This window comes from Streptomyces hebeiensis (assembly GCF_052983195.1).
Genome location: NZ_CM129812.1, coordinates 870781 through 884520 on the forward strand (window position 1 = coordinate 870781; position 13740 = coordinate 884520).

Below are 13740 nucleotides of genomic sequence, written 5' to 3' on the forward strand. Positions count from 1 at the left end.
GGCTCCTGTTCGGAAGGTCATGAGGCGAACAGCCGGACCGGCCAGGCCGCGTGCTCCTCCGCCGTGATGTCGAGCATCGGTGCCGAGGCGGCGGGCAGCGCCTCGAGGCCGTCCGTCGCCGCCCGCGCCGCCGCTTCGGCCGCCCGCGTGGCGGCCTCGTCCAGTTCGGGCGCCAGGCGGGCGAGGACGGCGGTCGCCTCGAACGGGTCGAGCCCGAGGAGCCGTACGGCAGCCGTGGCGGGGCCGCTGACGGCCTCGTACCCGGCACAGTACGCCGCGTCCTCGGGCGTGAGCCCGGCCGAGCGGGCGGCGAGGCCGAGCACGACGGGCTGGTGCGCGCCGCGCGGCCGGGCCGCGGCCAGCGTGTCGAGTTCCGGCCCCGGCCAGGTGGCGCGGGCCGCGCGCATCAGTTGTCGGCCGAGCTTGCGCGCGGTCGTGCGCAGTGCGGGCGAGGGGGTACGGGCGTCCGCCGCCTCGTCCAGCGCGAGGGGGTCGAGGCCGCGTGCGGCGGCGGCCGCCAGCGCCGCCGCCGTGCGTCCGGTGGTGTGCAGCCTGCCCCGGCAGAACTCGGCCAGTTCCTCGGCGCCCCGGATCCGGCCGGCCCGTACGGCGGGCTCGACCCCGCCGGAATGGGCGTGGCCGCCGGCGGGGAACCGGCCGTCGGCGAGGACGAGCAGCGCGGCGCGGCTCATCGGGCCTCCTCCCTCACGGATCAGTCCTCATCTCGATCAGTCCTCATGCCGCAGGAAGCCCTCAGAAGAGGAAGTAGCGCTGGGCCATCGGCAGTTCGGTTGCGGGCGCGGGCTCCACCACGTCGCCGTCGATCGTCACGGTGAACGTGTCGGGGTCCACCTCGACCCTCGGCAGCGCGTCGTTCTCCCGCATGTCGGCCTTGGTGATCCGCCGGGTGTCCCCGATCGGGGTGAACGCCTTTGCCAGGCCGAGCCGTTCGGGCAGCCCGTCCTCGATCGCGGCGCGTGCCACGAAGTTGACCGAGCCCGCCGCGGCGGCCCTGCCCAGCGCGCCGAACATCGGGCGCGGCAGCACCGGCTGCGGGGTGGGGATGGAGGCGTTGGCGTCGCCCATCTGCGCGTACGCGATCTGTCCGCCCTTGATGACCAGCTGCGGCTTGACCCCGAAGAAGGCCGGGTCCCACAGCACCAGGTCCGCGAGCTTCCCGGTCTCCACGGAGCCGGTCTCGCCGTCCAGTCCCTGGGCGACCGCGGGGTTGATCGTGTATTTGGCGACATAACGACGCGCACGGTGGTTGTCTGCGCGCCCGTCCCCGGGCAGGGCGCCCCGGCGCCGCTTCATCACGTGCGCGGTCTGCCAGGTCCGTGTGATGACCTCACCGACACGCCCCATGGCCTGGGAGTCCGACGAGATGATCGAGATCGCCCCGAGGTCGTGCAGGACGTCCTCGGCCGCGATGGTCGAGGGCCGGATGCGGGACTCGGCGAAGGCGAGGTCCTCCGGCACGGCCGGGTTGAGGTGATGGCAGACCATCAGCATGTCGAGGTGTTCCTCGACGGTGTTGAGGGTGTGCGGCCGGGTCGGATTGGTGGAGCTGGGCAGGACGTACGGTTCGGAGACGACGCTGATGATGTCCGGTGCGTGGCCGCCGCCCGCGCCCTCGGTGTGGTACGCGTGGATGGTGCGGCCGGCGATGGCGGCGAGGGTGTCCTGGACGAAGCCCGCCTCGTTCAAGGTGTCCGTGTGAATGGCGAGTTGGGCGCCGGTCTCCTCGCAGACGCCGAGGCAGGCGTCGATGACGGCGGGCGTGGCGCCCCAGTCCTCGTGGATCTTGAATCCGATCGCGCCGCCGCGGAGTTGGGAGCGCATCGCCTCCCGCGACATCGTGTTGCCCTTGCCGAGCAGGCCGATGTTGACCGGGAAGGTCTCCAGCGCCTCGAACATCCGGGCGAGGTGCCAGGGGCCGGGGGTGATGGTGGTGGCCTTGGTGCCCTCGGCCGGTCCGGTGCCGCCGCCGACGAGGGTGGTGATCCCGCTCGCGAGGGCCTGTTCGACGACGGTCGGCGAGATGAAGTGGACGTGCGCGTCGATGGCGCCGGCGGTGAGGATCTTCCCGTTGCCCGCGATCACCTCGGTCTCCGGTCCGATGACCAGCTCCGGGTGGACCGCGTCCATGGTGTCGGGGTTGCCGGCCTTGCCGATCCCGGTGATCCGGCCGTCCCGGATCCCGATGTCGGCCTTGACCACGCCCCAGTGGTCGAGGATCAACGCACCGGTGATCACGGTGTCGGGAGCGCCCTCGGCCCGGGTCGTACGGGACTGGCCCATCGACTCGCGGATCACCTTGCCCCCGCCGAACACCGCCTCGTCCCCGGCGTGCCCGGGGCCGCCGGAACGGTCCTCCTCGATCTCGACGAGCAGTCCGGTGTCGGCGAGGCGGACCCGGTCACCGGTGGTGGGGCCGAAGAGATCGGCGTACGCGGCGCGGGAGAGCTCAGTCATCGAGGGCGCCCCCGGTCTCGCCGCGCAGGCCCGGTACGACCCGCAGGCCGGCCAGCGGGACGAGCGCGACCTCGACGGGGACTCCCGGTTCGAAGCGCACGGCCGTGCCGGCGGCGATGTGCAGCCGCCGGCCGCGGGCGGCGGCGCGGTCGAAGTCCAGCCCGGGGTTGGTCTCGGCGAAGTGGTAGTGGGAGCCGACCTGGACCGGCCGGTCGGCGGTGTTGAGCACGGTGAGCCGGGTGACCGCGCGGCCCTCGTTCAGCGCGACGGGACCGTCGGCGTAGAGGATCTCTCCGGGAATCATCGGCGCCCGCCCGTCAGACGATCGGTTCGTGGACGGTGACGAGCTTGGTGCCGTCCGGGAAAGTGGCCTCCACCTGGACGTCGTGGATCATCTCGGGGATGCCTTCCATGACGTCGTCGCGGCCGAGGACGGTACGGCCCGAGGCCATCAGCTCCGCGACGGTGCGGCCGTCCCGCGCGCCCTCCAGGATGTGCGAGGTGATCAGCGCCACCGCTTCCGGGTGGTTGAGCCTGAGGCCGCGCTCCCTGCGCCGGGCGGCCACGTCGGCGGCCACATGGATGAGCAGGCGTTCCTGTTCGTGCGGAGTCAGTCGCACACTTCCACCTCACCGTCAGTCGGCCCGGCGACGACCGGGCGCCAGCGGCACCCTGGTGCCCCTCCCGACAAGGCTTGCCCCGTCGCGGGGCCCGGCACGCACGCACGCACCACGGTGTCATCAGCCGCTGCGCGGCGGGCGCTCCGTGCCGGGCAAACCATGCCGGTCGCGGCACCCGTGCCGCTCGGCCATCCCCTCCGGCCGCCACACTCCGCCCAGTTCGGCCGCCAGCCAGGCCGCCGCACCGGCCCGGAACCGTGCCGGTGCCCAGGAACCGGCGCCCGCCGGCACCGCCCCCAGCAGCGGGGCCCCCGACACCTCCGGCAGATCCGCCAGGTTGCAGCGCTCCGCGAGGCCGGGCTCGGCGGGCCAGCTGCCGATCACCACGCCGAGCGGGGTCAGCGCCCGCGCGCGCAGCGCCTCCGTCGTGAGCGCCGTCGCGTTCAGCGTGCCGAGGCCGGCCGGCGCCACCACGAGCACCGGGGCGCCCAGCAGCCGGGCCACGTCCGCCAGTGTCGCGCCGGTCTCGTCGAATCGTACGAGCAGCCCGCCCGCGCCCTCGACCAGCACGAGATCGTGCTCGGCGGCCAGCTTCCCGGCCGCCGTGGCCACCTCGGCGGGCCCAACGGGCGGCAGCCCGGCCCGGCGGGCCGCGGTCGCGGGGGCCAGCGGGTCGGGGAACCGGGCCAGTTCGACGGCCGTGGCGGCGCCGGCCAGCCGGGCGGCCTCGGCCGCGTCCCCGGGCTCTCCCGGGGCGAGCCCGGTCTGCGCGGGCTTGAGCACCGCGACCGTACGCCCGCCGGCCAGCGCCACCGCCGCCAGGGCGGCCGTGACGACGGTCTTGCCGATCTCCGTCCCGGTGCCCGACACCACCACCACCGGCATCGCTCAGCCCTCCCGCGCCGCCGCGAGGACCGCGCGGCCGATCCGCGCGAGGTCCTCGTCGTCCGTCACATACGGCGGCATCGTGTAGATCAGGTCGCGGAACGGCCGCAGCCAGACGCCCTCGCGCACCGCGGCCCGGGTGGCCGCCGCCATGTCCACCTCGTGGTCCAGCTGGACGACCCCGATGGCGCCCAGCACGCGTACGTCCCGCACGCCCGGTACCGAGGCGGCCTCCGCCAGCGAGTCGCGCAGCCCCGCCTCGATCCGCTTCACCTCGCCCTGCCAGTCCTGCCCGAGCAACAGCCCGATCGAGGCATTGGCGACGGCCGCGGCCAGCGGGTTGCCCATGTACGTCGGTCCGTGCGCGAGGACGGGGACCTCGCCCCGCGCGATGCCCTCGGCGATCCGCGCGGTGCACAGCGTCGCCGCCATCGTGAGGTAACCGCCGGTCAGGGCCTTGCCCACGCACATCACATCGGGCGAGACCGCGGCCTGCTCGGCGGCGAACAGCGTGCCCGTCCGGCCGAAGCCCGTCGCGATCTCGTCGAAGACCAGCAGCACTCCGTGCTCGTCGCACGCTTCCCGCAGCACCCGCAGGTAGCCGGGCGGATGGAACCGCATCCCGCCCGCCCCCTGGACCACCGGCTCGACGATCACGGCGGCCAGCTCGTCCGCGTGGCGCGCGACCAGCGCGCGCAGCCCGTCCGCGTAGGCCTCCTCGTATGTGGCGGGCGGCGCCCCGGCGAAGACCTGGCGGGGCAGCATCCCCGACCACAGCCCGTGCATCCCGCCCTCGGGATCGCACACCGACATCGGCTGCCAGGTGTCCCCGTGGTAGCCGCCCCGCCAGGTCAGCAGCCGCCGTTTTGCGGGCCGGCCCAGCGAACGCCAGTACTGGAGGCACATCTTGACCGCGACCTCGACCGACACCGATCCGGAGTCGGCGAGGAAGACATGGCGCAGCGGCTCCGGTGTGATCTCCACCAGCTTCGTCGCGAGGAGCACGGCGGGCTCGTGGGTGAGCCCGCCGAACATCACATGGCTCATGCGCTCCAGCTGGTCCCGCGCCGCCGCGTTGAGCACGGGGTGGTTGTAGCCGTGCACCGCCGACCACCACGAGGCCATGCCGTCGACCAACTCACGCTGCCCGTGGGTCTCCTCGGCGAGCCTGAGCCGTACCCCCGAAGCGGACCGGACGACCAGCGGTTCGGTCCGGCCCGGCATGGGCCCGTACGGGTGCCAGACGTGGGCCCGGTCCAGGGCCAGCAGCCGGTCGGGCGTGAGCTCAGGCATTGGGGGCCAGACCGGTGCCGGCGCCGCGGCGGCGGACCGCCACCAGATCCCTGCGCACCCCCGCGGCGTCCCCGGTCGCGCCGGTGGCGGGCGCCTCGGCGGGACGCGTACCGGCCCCGGAGCCGTCAGCCGCCGCCGCAACGCCCGCCCCCTCGGCCACCGTCGCCTCGACCGCCGCCGCCTGGGCCGCCTCGGCCGCGCGATTACCGGTCCGCTCGGCGCCGCCGCACGCCCCGTCGCCGCTCCCGCAGGAACCGGCGCCGCTCCCGCAGGGCCCGTGGCGGCCGTCGGCGCGGTGCGGCGGCAGGGTGGCCGTGTCCGCGTCCTCCACCTCGAAGCCCGCGTCCGCGATCATCTCCAGGTCCGCCCGGCCCTCCTGGCCCTCGCTGGTGAGGTAGTCGCCGAGGAAGATCGAGTTGACCAGGTGCAGTGCGAGCGGCTGCATCGTGCGCAGATGCACTTCACGTCCGCCCGCGAGCCTGACCTCCACGTCCGGGCAGACGAACCGCGTCATCGCCAGGATGCGCAGACAGCGCTGCGGCGTCAGGTTCCACTCCGAGGCGAGCGGCGTCCCCTCCATCGGGATCAGGAAGTTGACGGGCACCGAGTCCGGATCCAGCTCACGCAGCGAGAAGACGACGTCGACCAGGTCCGCGTCGCTCTCCCCCATGCCTGCGATCAGCCCGGAACACGCGGACAGACCGGCCGCTCGCACCCGCTGCACGGTGTCGACCCGGTCGGCGAAGGTGTGGGTCGTGGTGATGTCCCCGTAGGTCGCCTCGGAGGTGTTGAGGTTGTGGTTGTACGCGTCGGCGCCTGCGGACCGCAGCCGTTCGGCCTGCCCGTCCGAGAGCAGCCCGAGGCACGCGCACACCTCGACGCCGTCGTTCTGCTCCTTGATCGCCTCGATGGTCCGCGAGATCCGGTCGACGTCGCGGTCCGTGGGGCCCCGGCCGCTCGCGACGACGCACACCCGCTTGGCCCCGCCGGCCACCCCGGCGGCCGCCATCCGCGACGCCTCCTCGGGCTTCAGCCAGGTGTATTTCAGGATGTCGGCCGTGGAGCCGAGGCGCTGGGAGCAGTACGAGCAGTCCTCGGGGCAGAGACCGGACTTCAGGTTGATCAGGTAGTTGAGTTTCACCCGCCGCCCGAACCACTCGCGGCGCACCCTCCCGGCGGCGGCCACCACGTCGAGCAGGTCGTCGTCGGAGGTCGCCAGCACGGCGAGCGCCTCGTCACGGGTCGGCAGCTCACGCCGCAGCCCCTTCTCCACCAGCGTCTTCAGCAGATCCATGGGGGAGATCCTGACGCACGGCACCGCCCCGCGACCATGGCGGGACCCCACAACTCCCCCCGCGGCAGGTGTGTGCACGACCGCATTCTTCCCTGGTCCCCGCCCGCCTAGGCTCTGTGAGCAGCCTACAAAAGGACCCTCTCATGGCACAGGATCCGTTCGACTGGACCGACGACGAGGCCCACCGCCGCGAACGCGCGGGGCTGGTCCGTACACTCCGCCCCCGCCCGGCCGAGACGGACCTGCTCGACCTGGCGAGCAACGACTACCTGGGGTTCGCGCACCACCCCGAGGTGACGGAGGCGGCGGCGGTCGCGGCGCGCCGCTGGGGCGCCGGGTCCACCGGCTCCCGGCTGGTCACGGGCTCCACCGAACTCCACGCCGAACTGGAGCGGGAGCTGGCGGACTTCTGCGGCTTCGAGGCGGCGCTCGTCCTCTCCTCCGGGTACGCGGCCAACCTCGCGGCCCTGACCGCGCTGACCGCGCGGGGTTCGCTGCTGGTGTCCGACGCGGCCAACCACGCGTCGATCGTGGACGGCTGCCGGCTCTCCCGCGCCGAGACCGTCGTCGTCCCGCACGCCGATCCCGGGGCGGTACGGGCGGCCCTCGACGCCCACCCGGGGCGGCGGGCGGTCGTGGTGAGCGACGCGGTGTTCTCGGTGGACGGTGACGCGGCACCGCTCGCGGAGCTGGCCGAGGCCTGCCGCACCCGGGGCGCGGCTCTGATCACGGACGACGCGCACGGTCTGGGCGTGCTGGGCCCGGGCGGCCGGGGCGCTCCGGCCGAGGCGGGCCTCGCCGGGGCGGAAGGCGTGGTGGCCACGCTCACGCTCTCCAAGTCCCTCGGCGCTCAGGGCGGCGCGGTACTGGGTCCGGCCCGGGTCGTCGAGCACCTCGTCAACACGGCACGGACGTTCATCTTCGACACCGGACTGGCGCCCGCGGCCGTGGGCGCGGCGCGGGCGGGCCTGGGGCTGCTGCGCCGGGACCCGGCCCGCGCGGAGCGGGTCCGCGAGGTCGCCCGTACGCTGTACCGGCTGCTGGGCGAGGCGGGGCTGACGGCCGTACGGCCCGACGCCGCCGTGGTGTCCGTGCGGGCGCCCGGGCCGGAGGCGGCCGTGCGCTGGGCCGCCGACTGCCGGGCCGCCGGACTCGTCGTGGGCTGCTTCCGGCCGCCGTCGGTGCCGGACGGGATCTCCCGGATCAGGCTCACCGCCCGGGCCGACCTGACGGACGGCCAGATCGCCGCGGCCGTACGTACGGTCGCGGCGGCCGCCCCGGCGCGCTGACCCACACGCTTCCGCCCGGCGCGCACGGCGGCGGGGCCGGCGGTGGCGGTGATCCCGGGGCGACCGATCTCATACGTCCGGGCGCTCCTCGCCCAGTGCGGCGATGAAGGACGTCCAGGCGGCGGCGGAGAACACCAGATGCGGCAGCCGCACATCCTTCGAGTCCCGCACGGCCAGTCCGTCCGCGCCGGCCGGGGCGGACTCGACGCAGTTGTTCGCCCCGGTGCTGTACGTGCTGCGCCGCCAGTGCGGCGCGGGGCCCGGCGTACGGCCCGGCGCGCGGCTCCGCGCACGGGCCGGCACGGAGGACGTGCGGGACGCCGGGGGCGGCGGGGCGCCCGGAGTCCGGACAGGGGGCTGTGCGAGGCAAGCGGACATGATGCTGCTCCCTACACGGCGTCGCCGATCCCGGCGATGAGGTCCAGTGATTTCTCGGGTGAGAGCGCGTGCGCCCGCATCGATTCGAAGGCGGCGCGGTACGCCTCGATGTCCTCTTTCCGTTCAAGGTAGAGGCTATTCGTCAAGTGGTCGAGAACGACCAAATCCAGATCAGTAATGCGCGGAAAAGAGAAGATAACAAAAGGTCCGGTGAGTCCGATATAGCCGCCCACCGTGAACGGCAGTACCTGAACACAGACCTGGGGGAGCCGCGCGACCTCCGATAACGTCCGTAATTGCTCCCGGAGCACCCCCGGTCCGCCCACCTGCCGGTGCAGCACGGCCTCGTCGAGCAGGGCGTGCAGCTTCAGCGGGGCCGGCGCGCGCAGCACCTCCTGGCGGGCGAGCCGCACCTCGACGAGCGAGTCGACGGTCGCCGGCGGCTGCCCGTCCAGCGCCGCCCGGGTCACGGCCCGTGCGTAGCGCGGGGTCTGGAGCAGGCCCGGGATCACCGAGGTCTCCAGGGTGTGCGCCGAGGACGCCTGGGACTCCAGGCTGATGAAGTCCCGGTACTGGGGCGGGATCACCCCGCCGTATGCCATCCACCACCCCGGTCCGTTGTTCGACGTCCCGGCCAGCGCGCCGAGCAGCGCGCGCAGTTGGGGGTCGACGTCGAGGGCGTCGAGCAGGGCGGCCAGATCCTCGTCCTTCACCCCGCTCACACCGGTCTCGATCCGGCTGATCTTCGACTGGTGCCAGCCCAGCAGACGCGCGAGATCGTCGCTCGTCAGGCCCGCCTTCTGGCGCAGTCTTCGCAATTCGTCCCCGAGCCTGCGCCGACGTACCTCTGGAATATGCCGCATGACCGAATCCCTTCGCCGCGTTCTCCTCGGTTCTTCTTGCCGATAGCAAGGGGCACCGCGCGGAGAAGCTATCTTTTCGCGGCCCGAATACGGTCTCGCGTAGTACGGTTCACCGCTTCGAGCGACAGATATATGCATATCCCGGTGCATCGGCCCGAGGAACGGCACCATGAGTGGCACGCTGGCGCGGTGCACGGCCCGAGCGGGTCCGTCCGGCCCGAGCGGGTCCCTCCGGGGCGATCGGGACCATCCGTCCGGGTGGACCGGGTCAGTCCGGTTCGGCCCGAGAACCCGGGTCCGGTCCCGCGAGGGCCCGGACCCGGGGTCGGTCCCGTAACGGTCTGGGCGGGCCTGGTCCGTACGGCTCCGGTCCGTACGGTTTCGAGGCCGTCCGCGCAGGCATCCGCTCTGTGCCGGCTCCGGTCCGGCGGGAAAGGGACAGCGTCGCCATGGCAGACCTTCAGGAAGCATCCATCACCCTGCCGAGCGAGCCCGCGTCGGTTCCAGCGGCGCGAAGATACGTCGGGGAGCTGCTGACCGAGTGGGGGGTGCCCTGCGCGGCGGAGACGGCGGAGACGGTCCGGCTGATCGTCTCGGAACTGGCCACCAACGCCGTACAGCACACCTTCGGCCTGTCGCCCACCTTCACCGTGGAGCTGCGACTGGAGGAGGACGAGGCCCTGCGCGTGGGCGTCACCGACAGCCATCCGCGCTGGCCCCAGCGGCTGCCGGCGGCCGTTCAACAGGACAACGGCCGGGGCATGGTGATCATCCGTTCGCTGGCTGCCGAGTCCGGCGGCCGGGTGTCCGTCATCCCCACCCCGGAGGGCGGCAAGACGGTCTGGATCGCGCTGCCCTGGACGGGAGCCCCCGTCCAGGGCTGAGGGGTCCTTGCCCTGTGCCCGTCCGGGTCGCGCGGCCTGATCGGACGCACATGGCGCAAGGACCCCTGAACCGGCCGCCCGCGGACCACGGGCCGCTGCCCGCGTGTCCGTCCTCCCGGCCTCACGGGCCTCCCGGCCGCACGGGGTTCACGGACTCGCGGTGCCGCGGACTCGCGAAGTCGGGTGGTCGGGTGGTCGGGGCGCGCGGAGCCGGGCGGTCACGGACTCGCGGGGTTCCCGGGGCCCGGCCCTGGGGGAGGCTCCGAGGCCGGGCCCCGACGGCCGCCGGGCCGCCCCCGGCCCGCCGGTTCGCGCGGTGCGGTCACCTCACCCGGCCGTACCACACGCTCCGGGACCAGATCTTCTCCAGCCGCACCTTGGCGCCGGTCTTCGGCGAGTGCCAGATCTTGCCGTTACCGGCGTAGATCCCGACGTGGTAGACGCTGTTGCCGTAGTGGAAGAACACGAGGTCTCCCGTCCGCCGCTGGGACGACCCGATATGGCGGCTGTTGTTGTACTGCTGCTGGGCGGTTCGCGGGAGCTTCTTACCCCCTGCCTTCTTGAACGAGTAGAGCGTCAGCCCCGAGCAGTCGAAGCGCCGGGGTCCGGAGGCTCCCCACTGGTAGGGCGAGCCCTTCTTGGAGGCCGCGACCTTCATGGCCTGTGTCGCGAGCGTCGCGGCCTCGGCCTCGGGCGTGGCGCCGGGAGCCAGTATCGTGCCGCCGACCGCGGCCAGCGTGAGGACCGACACGGCGCCGGTACGGGACAACAGGGACGGGACATGTGCCTGCGCACTCATGCGCAACCCTTCGTCAGCCGCCTGTGAAAGATGACCTGTCGGGTTCGGACTGGCGAAGACGCCCGGCCGCTGACGCGGCTTCACCCCAAGGGTCGGCCCGCGAACGCGGCCGGCCCGTACTGCTCGGGTCCTCCACTCCTGCCGATCCACTTCTCGCGACCAGTCGTCCGGAACGGCGGCAGGACTCGGCGTCCGCCCGGACCGCCCCGCCGCGGCGGCGGGGGCTTGTCGTCCCAGGGATCTTGACGCGTCATCAGTTGATATCCGGGCCGAAACGACGATATGTGAAGTTCGTCACGCCTGGTCCGTGCGAGTGGCGAGCGGGTGTGTCGGCTCCGGCACCGGGACCCCGATGAGGGCCGCACCTGCGCGGAAAACAGGGCCCTCTTCCCCATACGGGCGGCGGGCGCAACTTCGCTCATTGGCGCCGTCCACTCGGTTCGTACGCCGAACGAGCGAAGCACTCCCGTACGGACGCGGCCATCCGGGGGCGGCCCGGGCGGTCTCACGGCGGGTGCGTGCGCGTCATGGGGCGGTTCAGGGGGAGCACGCGGGCGGCAGGGCCACCCGTCCCGTCCGGCGCTCCCCGTCCAGGGCCCGCAGCGCCCGGCCCAGCGTCGCGGCGTGCACCTCGGTCTCGCCGCGCCGGTGCATCACCGCCAGTGCGTCACGCAGGGCGGCCACCCGGGCCGGCAGCGCCTGGGCGGCGCGCAGGGCGCCGTACGTGTCCGAGCCACGGGCGGGATTGATCCGGCCCAGCAGGTCCACGACGGCCAGATAGGCGTCGACCACTTCCCCCTCGGCCCGGGTCAGGGCGGGCAGCGGCGGCGGCTCCGGGGGCGGCACGCCCGTCACCGCTCGCCGCGCAGCGTGGACTCGCGGCTCGCCACCACGTGGTCGACCAGGCCGTACTCCTTGGCCCCGACGGCGTCGAAGAACGTGTCCCGCTCGATGTCCGCCATGATCCGTTCCACGGCGTGGCCCGTGTGCCGCGCCAGGAGGGAACCGATCAGCTCGCGCCGGCGCAGCAGCTCCTCCGCCCGGATCGCCAGATCGGACAACTGCCCCCGCACGGGCTCCTCCATCGCGGGCTGCCCCACCACGACCCGCGCGCCGGGCAGCGCGATCCGCTTGCCGGGCGTCCCCGCCGCCAGCAGCACGGCGGCGGTGGCGGACGCCTGGCCGAGGCAGGCGGTCTGCACGTCGCAGCCGACGATCCGCATCGTGTCGTAGATCGCGGCCATGGCTTCGACCGAACCGCCCGGCGAGTTGATGTAGAGGCAGATGTCCTGGTCGGGCGCGGCGTACTCGAGATGCACGAACTGTGCGATCACGTCGTTGGCGGCGGTCTCGTCGACGGCGGTGCCGAGGAAGACGATCCGGCCCTCCAGCAGCTTGGAGTACGGGTCGAGGGTGCGGGTTCCGCTGCTGGTCCGCTCGGTGAACTCGGGCAGGACATGGCGGGCCGAAGGACGGGGAGGGTGCATGGCCGGACCTCTCGTTTCGCTTCTCTGTAAAAAATGTACAGGACGTACAGAGCGTTAGGATGGGGAGCATGGCCTATGAGATTCCGGTGACGCAAGCCCGGGCGGAACTCGCCGAACTGATCAACCGCGTCGTCTACGGCGGCGAGCGCGTCGTCGTGACCCGTCACGGCAAGCCGCTGGTCGCCCTGGTCTCGGCCGCTGATCTGGAACGACTCGAGGGCGAGCGGGAGGCGGCGGAAGAGCACGTGATCACCTCGCTGTCCTCGCTGCGCGCGCCGGAATCCGCTCCGGGCGAACGGGGGCGGTTCGGCATCGCGGCGGAGCACCGGCGGCCGGAGCACTGAGGAGCGCCGTCGGCCCCGCGGCCCGCTCCCCCCGTCGGCCGTCTCGTCGGGCCGCCGTCACCCGCCCTCGCGCCGGGTACCCCTCGCGGGCGCGACCTGCCGAAAACGCGGGACGGCTCATAGGCTCGGCGCACACCAGGGCAGCGGACCGGCCCTTCCCGGCGAGCGGAGGAGTCTGACATGACGGAGTCGAGCCACCCTTCACCCAGACCCGTGACACGACCCTTCAGGTTCAGCGTGAACATGGTGACCCCCGACCTGGGCGCGGCGTGGCGCGCCCGCTGCGTACGCGCGGAGGAACTGGGCTACGACGTCATCCAGGTGCCCGACCATCTCGGCATGGTCGGGCCCTTTCCCGCGCTCGTGGCCGCCGCCGAGGCGACCGAGCGGCCCAGGCTCGGAACGTTCGTCCTGAACACCGTTTTCTGGAACCCGGCGCTGCTCGCCCGGGAGATCGCCACCACCGACGCGCTCACCGGCGGCCGACTGGAGATCGGGCTCGGCGCCGGGTACGTGCGCGAGGAGTACGAGCGGGCGGGGCTCGAGTTCCCCTCCCCCGGCGCCCGGGTCGGCCATCTCGCCCGTACGGTCACCGAGCTGACGCGGCTGCTGGCCGACGAGACCTGGCAGCCCCGGCCGGTCCAGCGGCCGTTCCCGCCGCTGCTGATCGGCGGGAACGGCGACCGGGTGCTGCGACTGGCCGCCGAGCACGCGCAGACCGTCGCCTTCACCGGGGCCCGGATGACCGAGGACGGCCTGCGCGTGCTGAACGCACGGGAGTTGGCCGCGCGCGTCGCGGCCTACGAGGGCTTCGCGGCCCGTCGCTCCTCCCCGGCCGAACGGAATCTGCTGCTCCAGATGGTCACCGTCACGACGGACCGCAGGGCGGCGGTCCGGGACCTGCTGCCGCACCTGCCGCATCTGTCGGTGGACGAGGTCCTGGAGCTGCCGCTGCTCGCCCTCGGCACGGTGGGGCAGATCGCGGACCAGTTGCGTGAGCTGCGGCAGCGCCTGGGCTTCAGCCATTTCACAGTCCTCGACCCGTACATGGAGGCGCTGGGCCCGGTGATCGAGGAGCTGCGGGGCGGCTGAACCGCCGTGGACGGCGGTGCGGCAGCGGGCCACCTCG

General features: G+C 73.3%; 16 protein-coding genes. 4 read left to right on the top strand and 12 right to left on the bottom strand.

Annotation, left to right across the window (positions count from 1 at the left end; translation table 11 throughout):
- Nucleotides 1–17 precede the first annotated feature (17 nt).
- The 7 genes from ACU6P3_RS03705 to bioB all read right to left on the bottom strand — a co-directional run bounded on the left by ACU6P3_RS03705 (nucleotide 18) and on the right by bioB (nucleotide 6567).
- On the bottom strand, nucleotides 18–692 hold the full coding sequence (locus ACU6P3_RS03705) for an urease accessory protein UreF (protein WP_447195891.1): 675 nt from the start codon (nucleotides 690–692) through the stop codon (nucleotides 18–20).
- A 61-nt stretch (nucleotides 693–753) separates the two neighbouring features.
- Nucleotides 754–2475, bottom strand: coding sequence for an urease subunit alpha (locus ACU6P3_RS03710; RefSeq protein WP_447195892.1), 1722 nt, complete (start codon nucleotides 2473–2475; stop codon nucleotides 754–756).
- On the bottom strand, nucleotides 2468–2779 hold the full coding sequence (locus tag ACU6P3_RS03715; protein ID WP_447195893.1) for an urease subunit beta: 312 nt from the start codon (nucleotides 2777–2779) through the stop codon (nucleotides 2468–2470). Before ACU6P3_RS03715 ends, ACU6P3_RS03710 begins: the two co-directional genes overlap by 8 nt.
- A gap of 13 nt (nucleotides 2780–2792) precedes the next feature.
- Nucleotides 2793–3095: an urease subunit gamma gene (locus ACU6P3_RS03720; RefSeq protein WP_344282095.1), complete on the bottom strand. Its 303-nt coding sequence runs from the start codon at nucleotides 3093–3095 to the stop codon at nucleotides 2793–2795.
- 120 nt (nucleotides 3096–3215) lie between these two features.
- Nucleotides 3216–3980: a dethiobiotin synthase gene (bioD, locus tag ACU6P3_RS03725; protein ID WP_447195894.1), complete on the bottom strand. Its 765-nt coding sequence runs from the start codon at nucleotides 3978–3980 to the stop codon at nucleotides 3216–3218.
- A 3-nt stretch (nucleotides 3981–3983) separates the two neighbouring features.
- Complete coding sequence (locus ACU6P3_RS03730; RefSeq protein WP_447195895.1) at nucleotides 3984–5273, bottom strand: adenosylmethionine--8-amino-7-oxononanoate transaminase; 1290 nt, start codon at nucleotides 5271–5273, stop codon at nucleotides 3984–3986.
- Nucleotides 5266–6567 carry a biotin synthase BioB gene (bioB, locus tag ACU6P3_RS03735; RefSeq protein WP_447195896.1) on the bottom strand — a complete coding sequence of 434 codons (1302 nt, stop codon included), beginning with the start codon at nucleotides 6565–6567 and terminating at the stop codon, nucleotides 5266–5268. Before bioB ends, ACU6P3_RS03730 begins: the two co-directional genes overlap by 8 nt.
- A 143-nt stretch (nucleotides 6568–6710) precedes the next feature.
- On the opposite strand from bioB, the gene ACU6P3_RS03740 reads away from it, so the two are divergent.
- Entirely contained in the window at nucleotides 6711–7856 is a 1146-nt protein-coding gene (locus ACU6P3_RS03740) for an 8-amino-7-oxononanoate synthase (protein ID WP_447195897.1), read from the top strand.
- 69 nt (nucleotides 7857–7925) lie between these two features.
- On the opposite strand, the gene ACU6P3_RS03745 is transcribed toward ACU6P3_RS03740, so the two are convergent.
- Complete coding sequence (locus tag ACU6P3_RS03745) at nucleotides 7926–8234, bottom strand: DUF397 domain-containing protein (RefSeq protein WP_447195898.1); 309 nt, start codon at nucleotides 8232–8234, stop codon at nucleotides 7926–7928.
- Nucleotides 8235–8245: 11 nt separating this feature from the next.
- Nucleotides 8246–9097 (bottom strand): helix-turn-helix domain-containing protein, encoded by an 852-nt coding sequence (locus ACU6P3_RS03750; RefSeq protein WP_447195899.1) that lies wholly within the window; start codon nucleotides 9095–9097, stop codon nucleotides 8246–8248.
- Between the two features lie 449 nt (nucleotides 9098–9546).
- On the opposite strand from ACU6P3_RS03750, the gene ACU6P3_RS03755 reads away from it, so the two are divergent.
- Nucleotides 9547–9981, top strand: coding sequence for an ATP-binding protein (locus ACU6P3_RS03755; protein WP_447195900.1), 435 nt, complete (start codon nucleotides 9547–9549; stop codon nucleotides 9979–9981).
- A 322-nt stretch (nucleotides 9982–10303) separates the two neighbouring features.
- Here ACU6P3_RS03755 and ACU6P3_RS03760 read toward each other — a convergent pair whose 3' ends face one another.
- The 3 genes from ACU6P3_RS03760 to ACU6P3_RS03770 form a co-directional block, all read right to left on the bottom strand.
- Complete coding sequence (locus ACU6P3_RS03760; RefSeq protein ID WP_030743124.1) at nucleotides 10304–10780, bottom strand: C40 family peptidase; 477 nt, start codon at nucleotides 10778–10780, stop codon at nucleotides 10304–10306.
- A 537-nt stretch (nucleotides 10781–11317) separates the two neighbouring features.
- A complete protein-coding gene (locus ACU6P3_RS03765) occupies nucleotides 11318–11626 on the bottom strand; it encodes a hypothetical protein (protein WP_447195901.1) in 309 nt (102 codons plus the stop codon).
- 5 nt (nucleotides 11627–11631) lie between these two features.
- The gene (locus ACU6P3_RS03770) at nucleotides 11632–12267 is read right to left on the bottom strand and encodes an ATP-dependent Clp protease proteolytic subunit (RefSeq protein WP_447195902.1); all 636 of its coding nucleotides are present in this window, start codon (nucleotides 12265–12267) and stop codon (nucleotides 11632–11634) included.
- Between the two features lie 68 nt (nucleotides 12268–12335).
- Between ACU6P3_RS03770 and ACU6P3_RS03775 the strand changes: the two genes are divergently transcribed.
- Together ACU6P3_RS03775 and ACU6P3_RS03780 are read left to right on the top strand one after the other, a co-directional pair.
- Complete coding sequence (locus ACU6P3_RS03775) at nucleotides 12336–12611, top strand: type II toxin-antitoxin system Phd/YefM family antitoxin (RefSeq protein WP_447195903.1); 276 nt, start codon at nucleotides 12336–12338, stop codon at nucleotides 12609–12611.
- A 213-nt stretch (nucleotides 12612–12824) separates the two neighbouring features.
- Nucleotides 12825–13703 carry a TIGR03621 family F420-dependent LLM class oxidoreductase gene (locus ACU6P3_RS03780; RefSeq protein WP_447195904.1) on the top strand — a complete coding sequence of 293 codons (879 nt, stop codon included), beginning with the start codon at nucleotides 12825–12827 and terminating at the stop codon, nucleotides 13701–13703.
- Nucleotides 13704–13740 lie beyond the last annotated feature (37 nt).

Coding starts and splice junctions, on each gene's coding strand:
- ACU6P3_RS03760 (WP_030743124.1), bottom strand. CDS start 10,780: ATGAGTGCGCAGGCACATGTCCCGTCCCTGTTGTCCCGTACCGGCGCC.
- ACU6P3_RS03710 (WP_447195892.1), bottom strand. CDS start 2,475: ATGACTGAGCTCTCCCGCGCCGCGTACGCCGATCTCTTCGGCCCCACC.
- bioD (WP_447195894.1), bottom strand. CDS start 3,980: ATGCCGGTGGTGGTGGTGTCGGGCACCGGGACGGAGATCGGCAAGACC.
- bioB (WP_447195896.1), bottom strand. CDS start 6,567: ATGGATCTGCTGAAGACGCTGGTGGAGAAGGGGCTGCGGCGTGAGCTG.
- ACU6P3_RS03775 (WP_447195903.1), top strand. CDS start 12,336: ATGGCCTATGAGATTCCGGTGACGCAAGCCCGGGCGGAACTCGCCGAA.
- ACU6P3_RS03715 (WP_447195893.1), bottom strand. CDS start 2,779: ATGATTCCCGGAGAGATCCTCTACGCCGACGGTCCCGTCGCGCTGAAC.
- ACU6P3_RS03730 (WP_447195895.1), bottom strand. CDS start 5,273: ATGCCTGAGCTCACGCCCGACCGGCTGCTGGCCCTGGACCGGGCCCAC.
- ACU6P3_RS03740 (WP_447195897.1), top strand. CDS start 6,711: ATGGCACAGGATCCGTTCGACTGGACCGACGACGAGGCCCACCGCCGC.
- ACU6P3_RS03770 (WP_447195902.1), bottom strand. CDS start 12,267: ATGCACCCTCCCCGTCCTTCGGCCCGCCATGTCCTGCCCGAGTTCACC.
- ACU6P3_RS03750 (WP_447195899.1), bottom strand. CDS start 9,097: ATGCGGCATATTCCAGAGGTACGTCGGCGCAGGCTCGGGGACGAATTG.
- ACU6P3_RS03745 (WP_447195898.1), bottom strand. CDS start 8,234: ATGTCCGCTTGCCTCGCACAGCCCCCTGTCCGGACTCCGGGCGCCCCG.
- ACU6P3_RS03755 (WP_447195900.1), top strand. CDS start 9,547: ATGGCAGACCTTCAGGAAGCATCCATCACCCTGCCGAGCGAGCCCGCG.
- ACU6P3_RS03705 (WP_447195891.1), bottom strand. CDS start 692: ATGAGCCGCGCCGCGCTGCTCGTCCTCGCCGACGGCCGGTTCCCCGCC.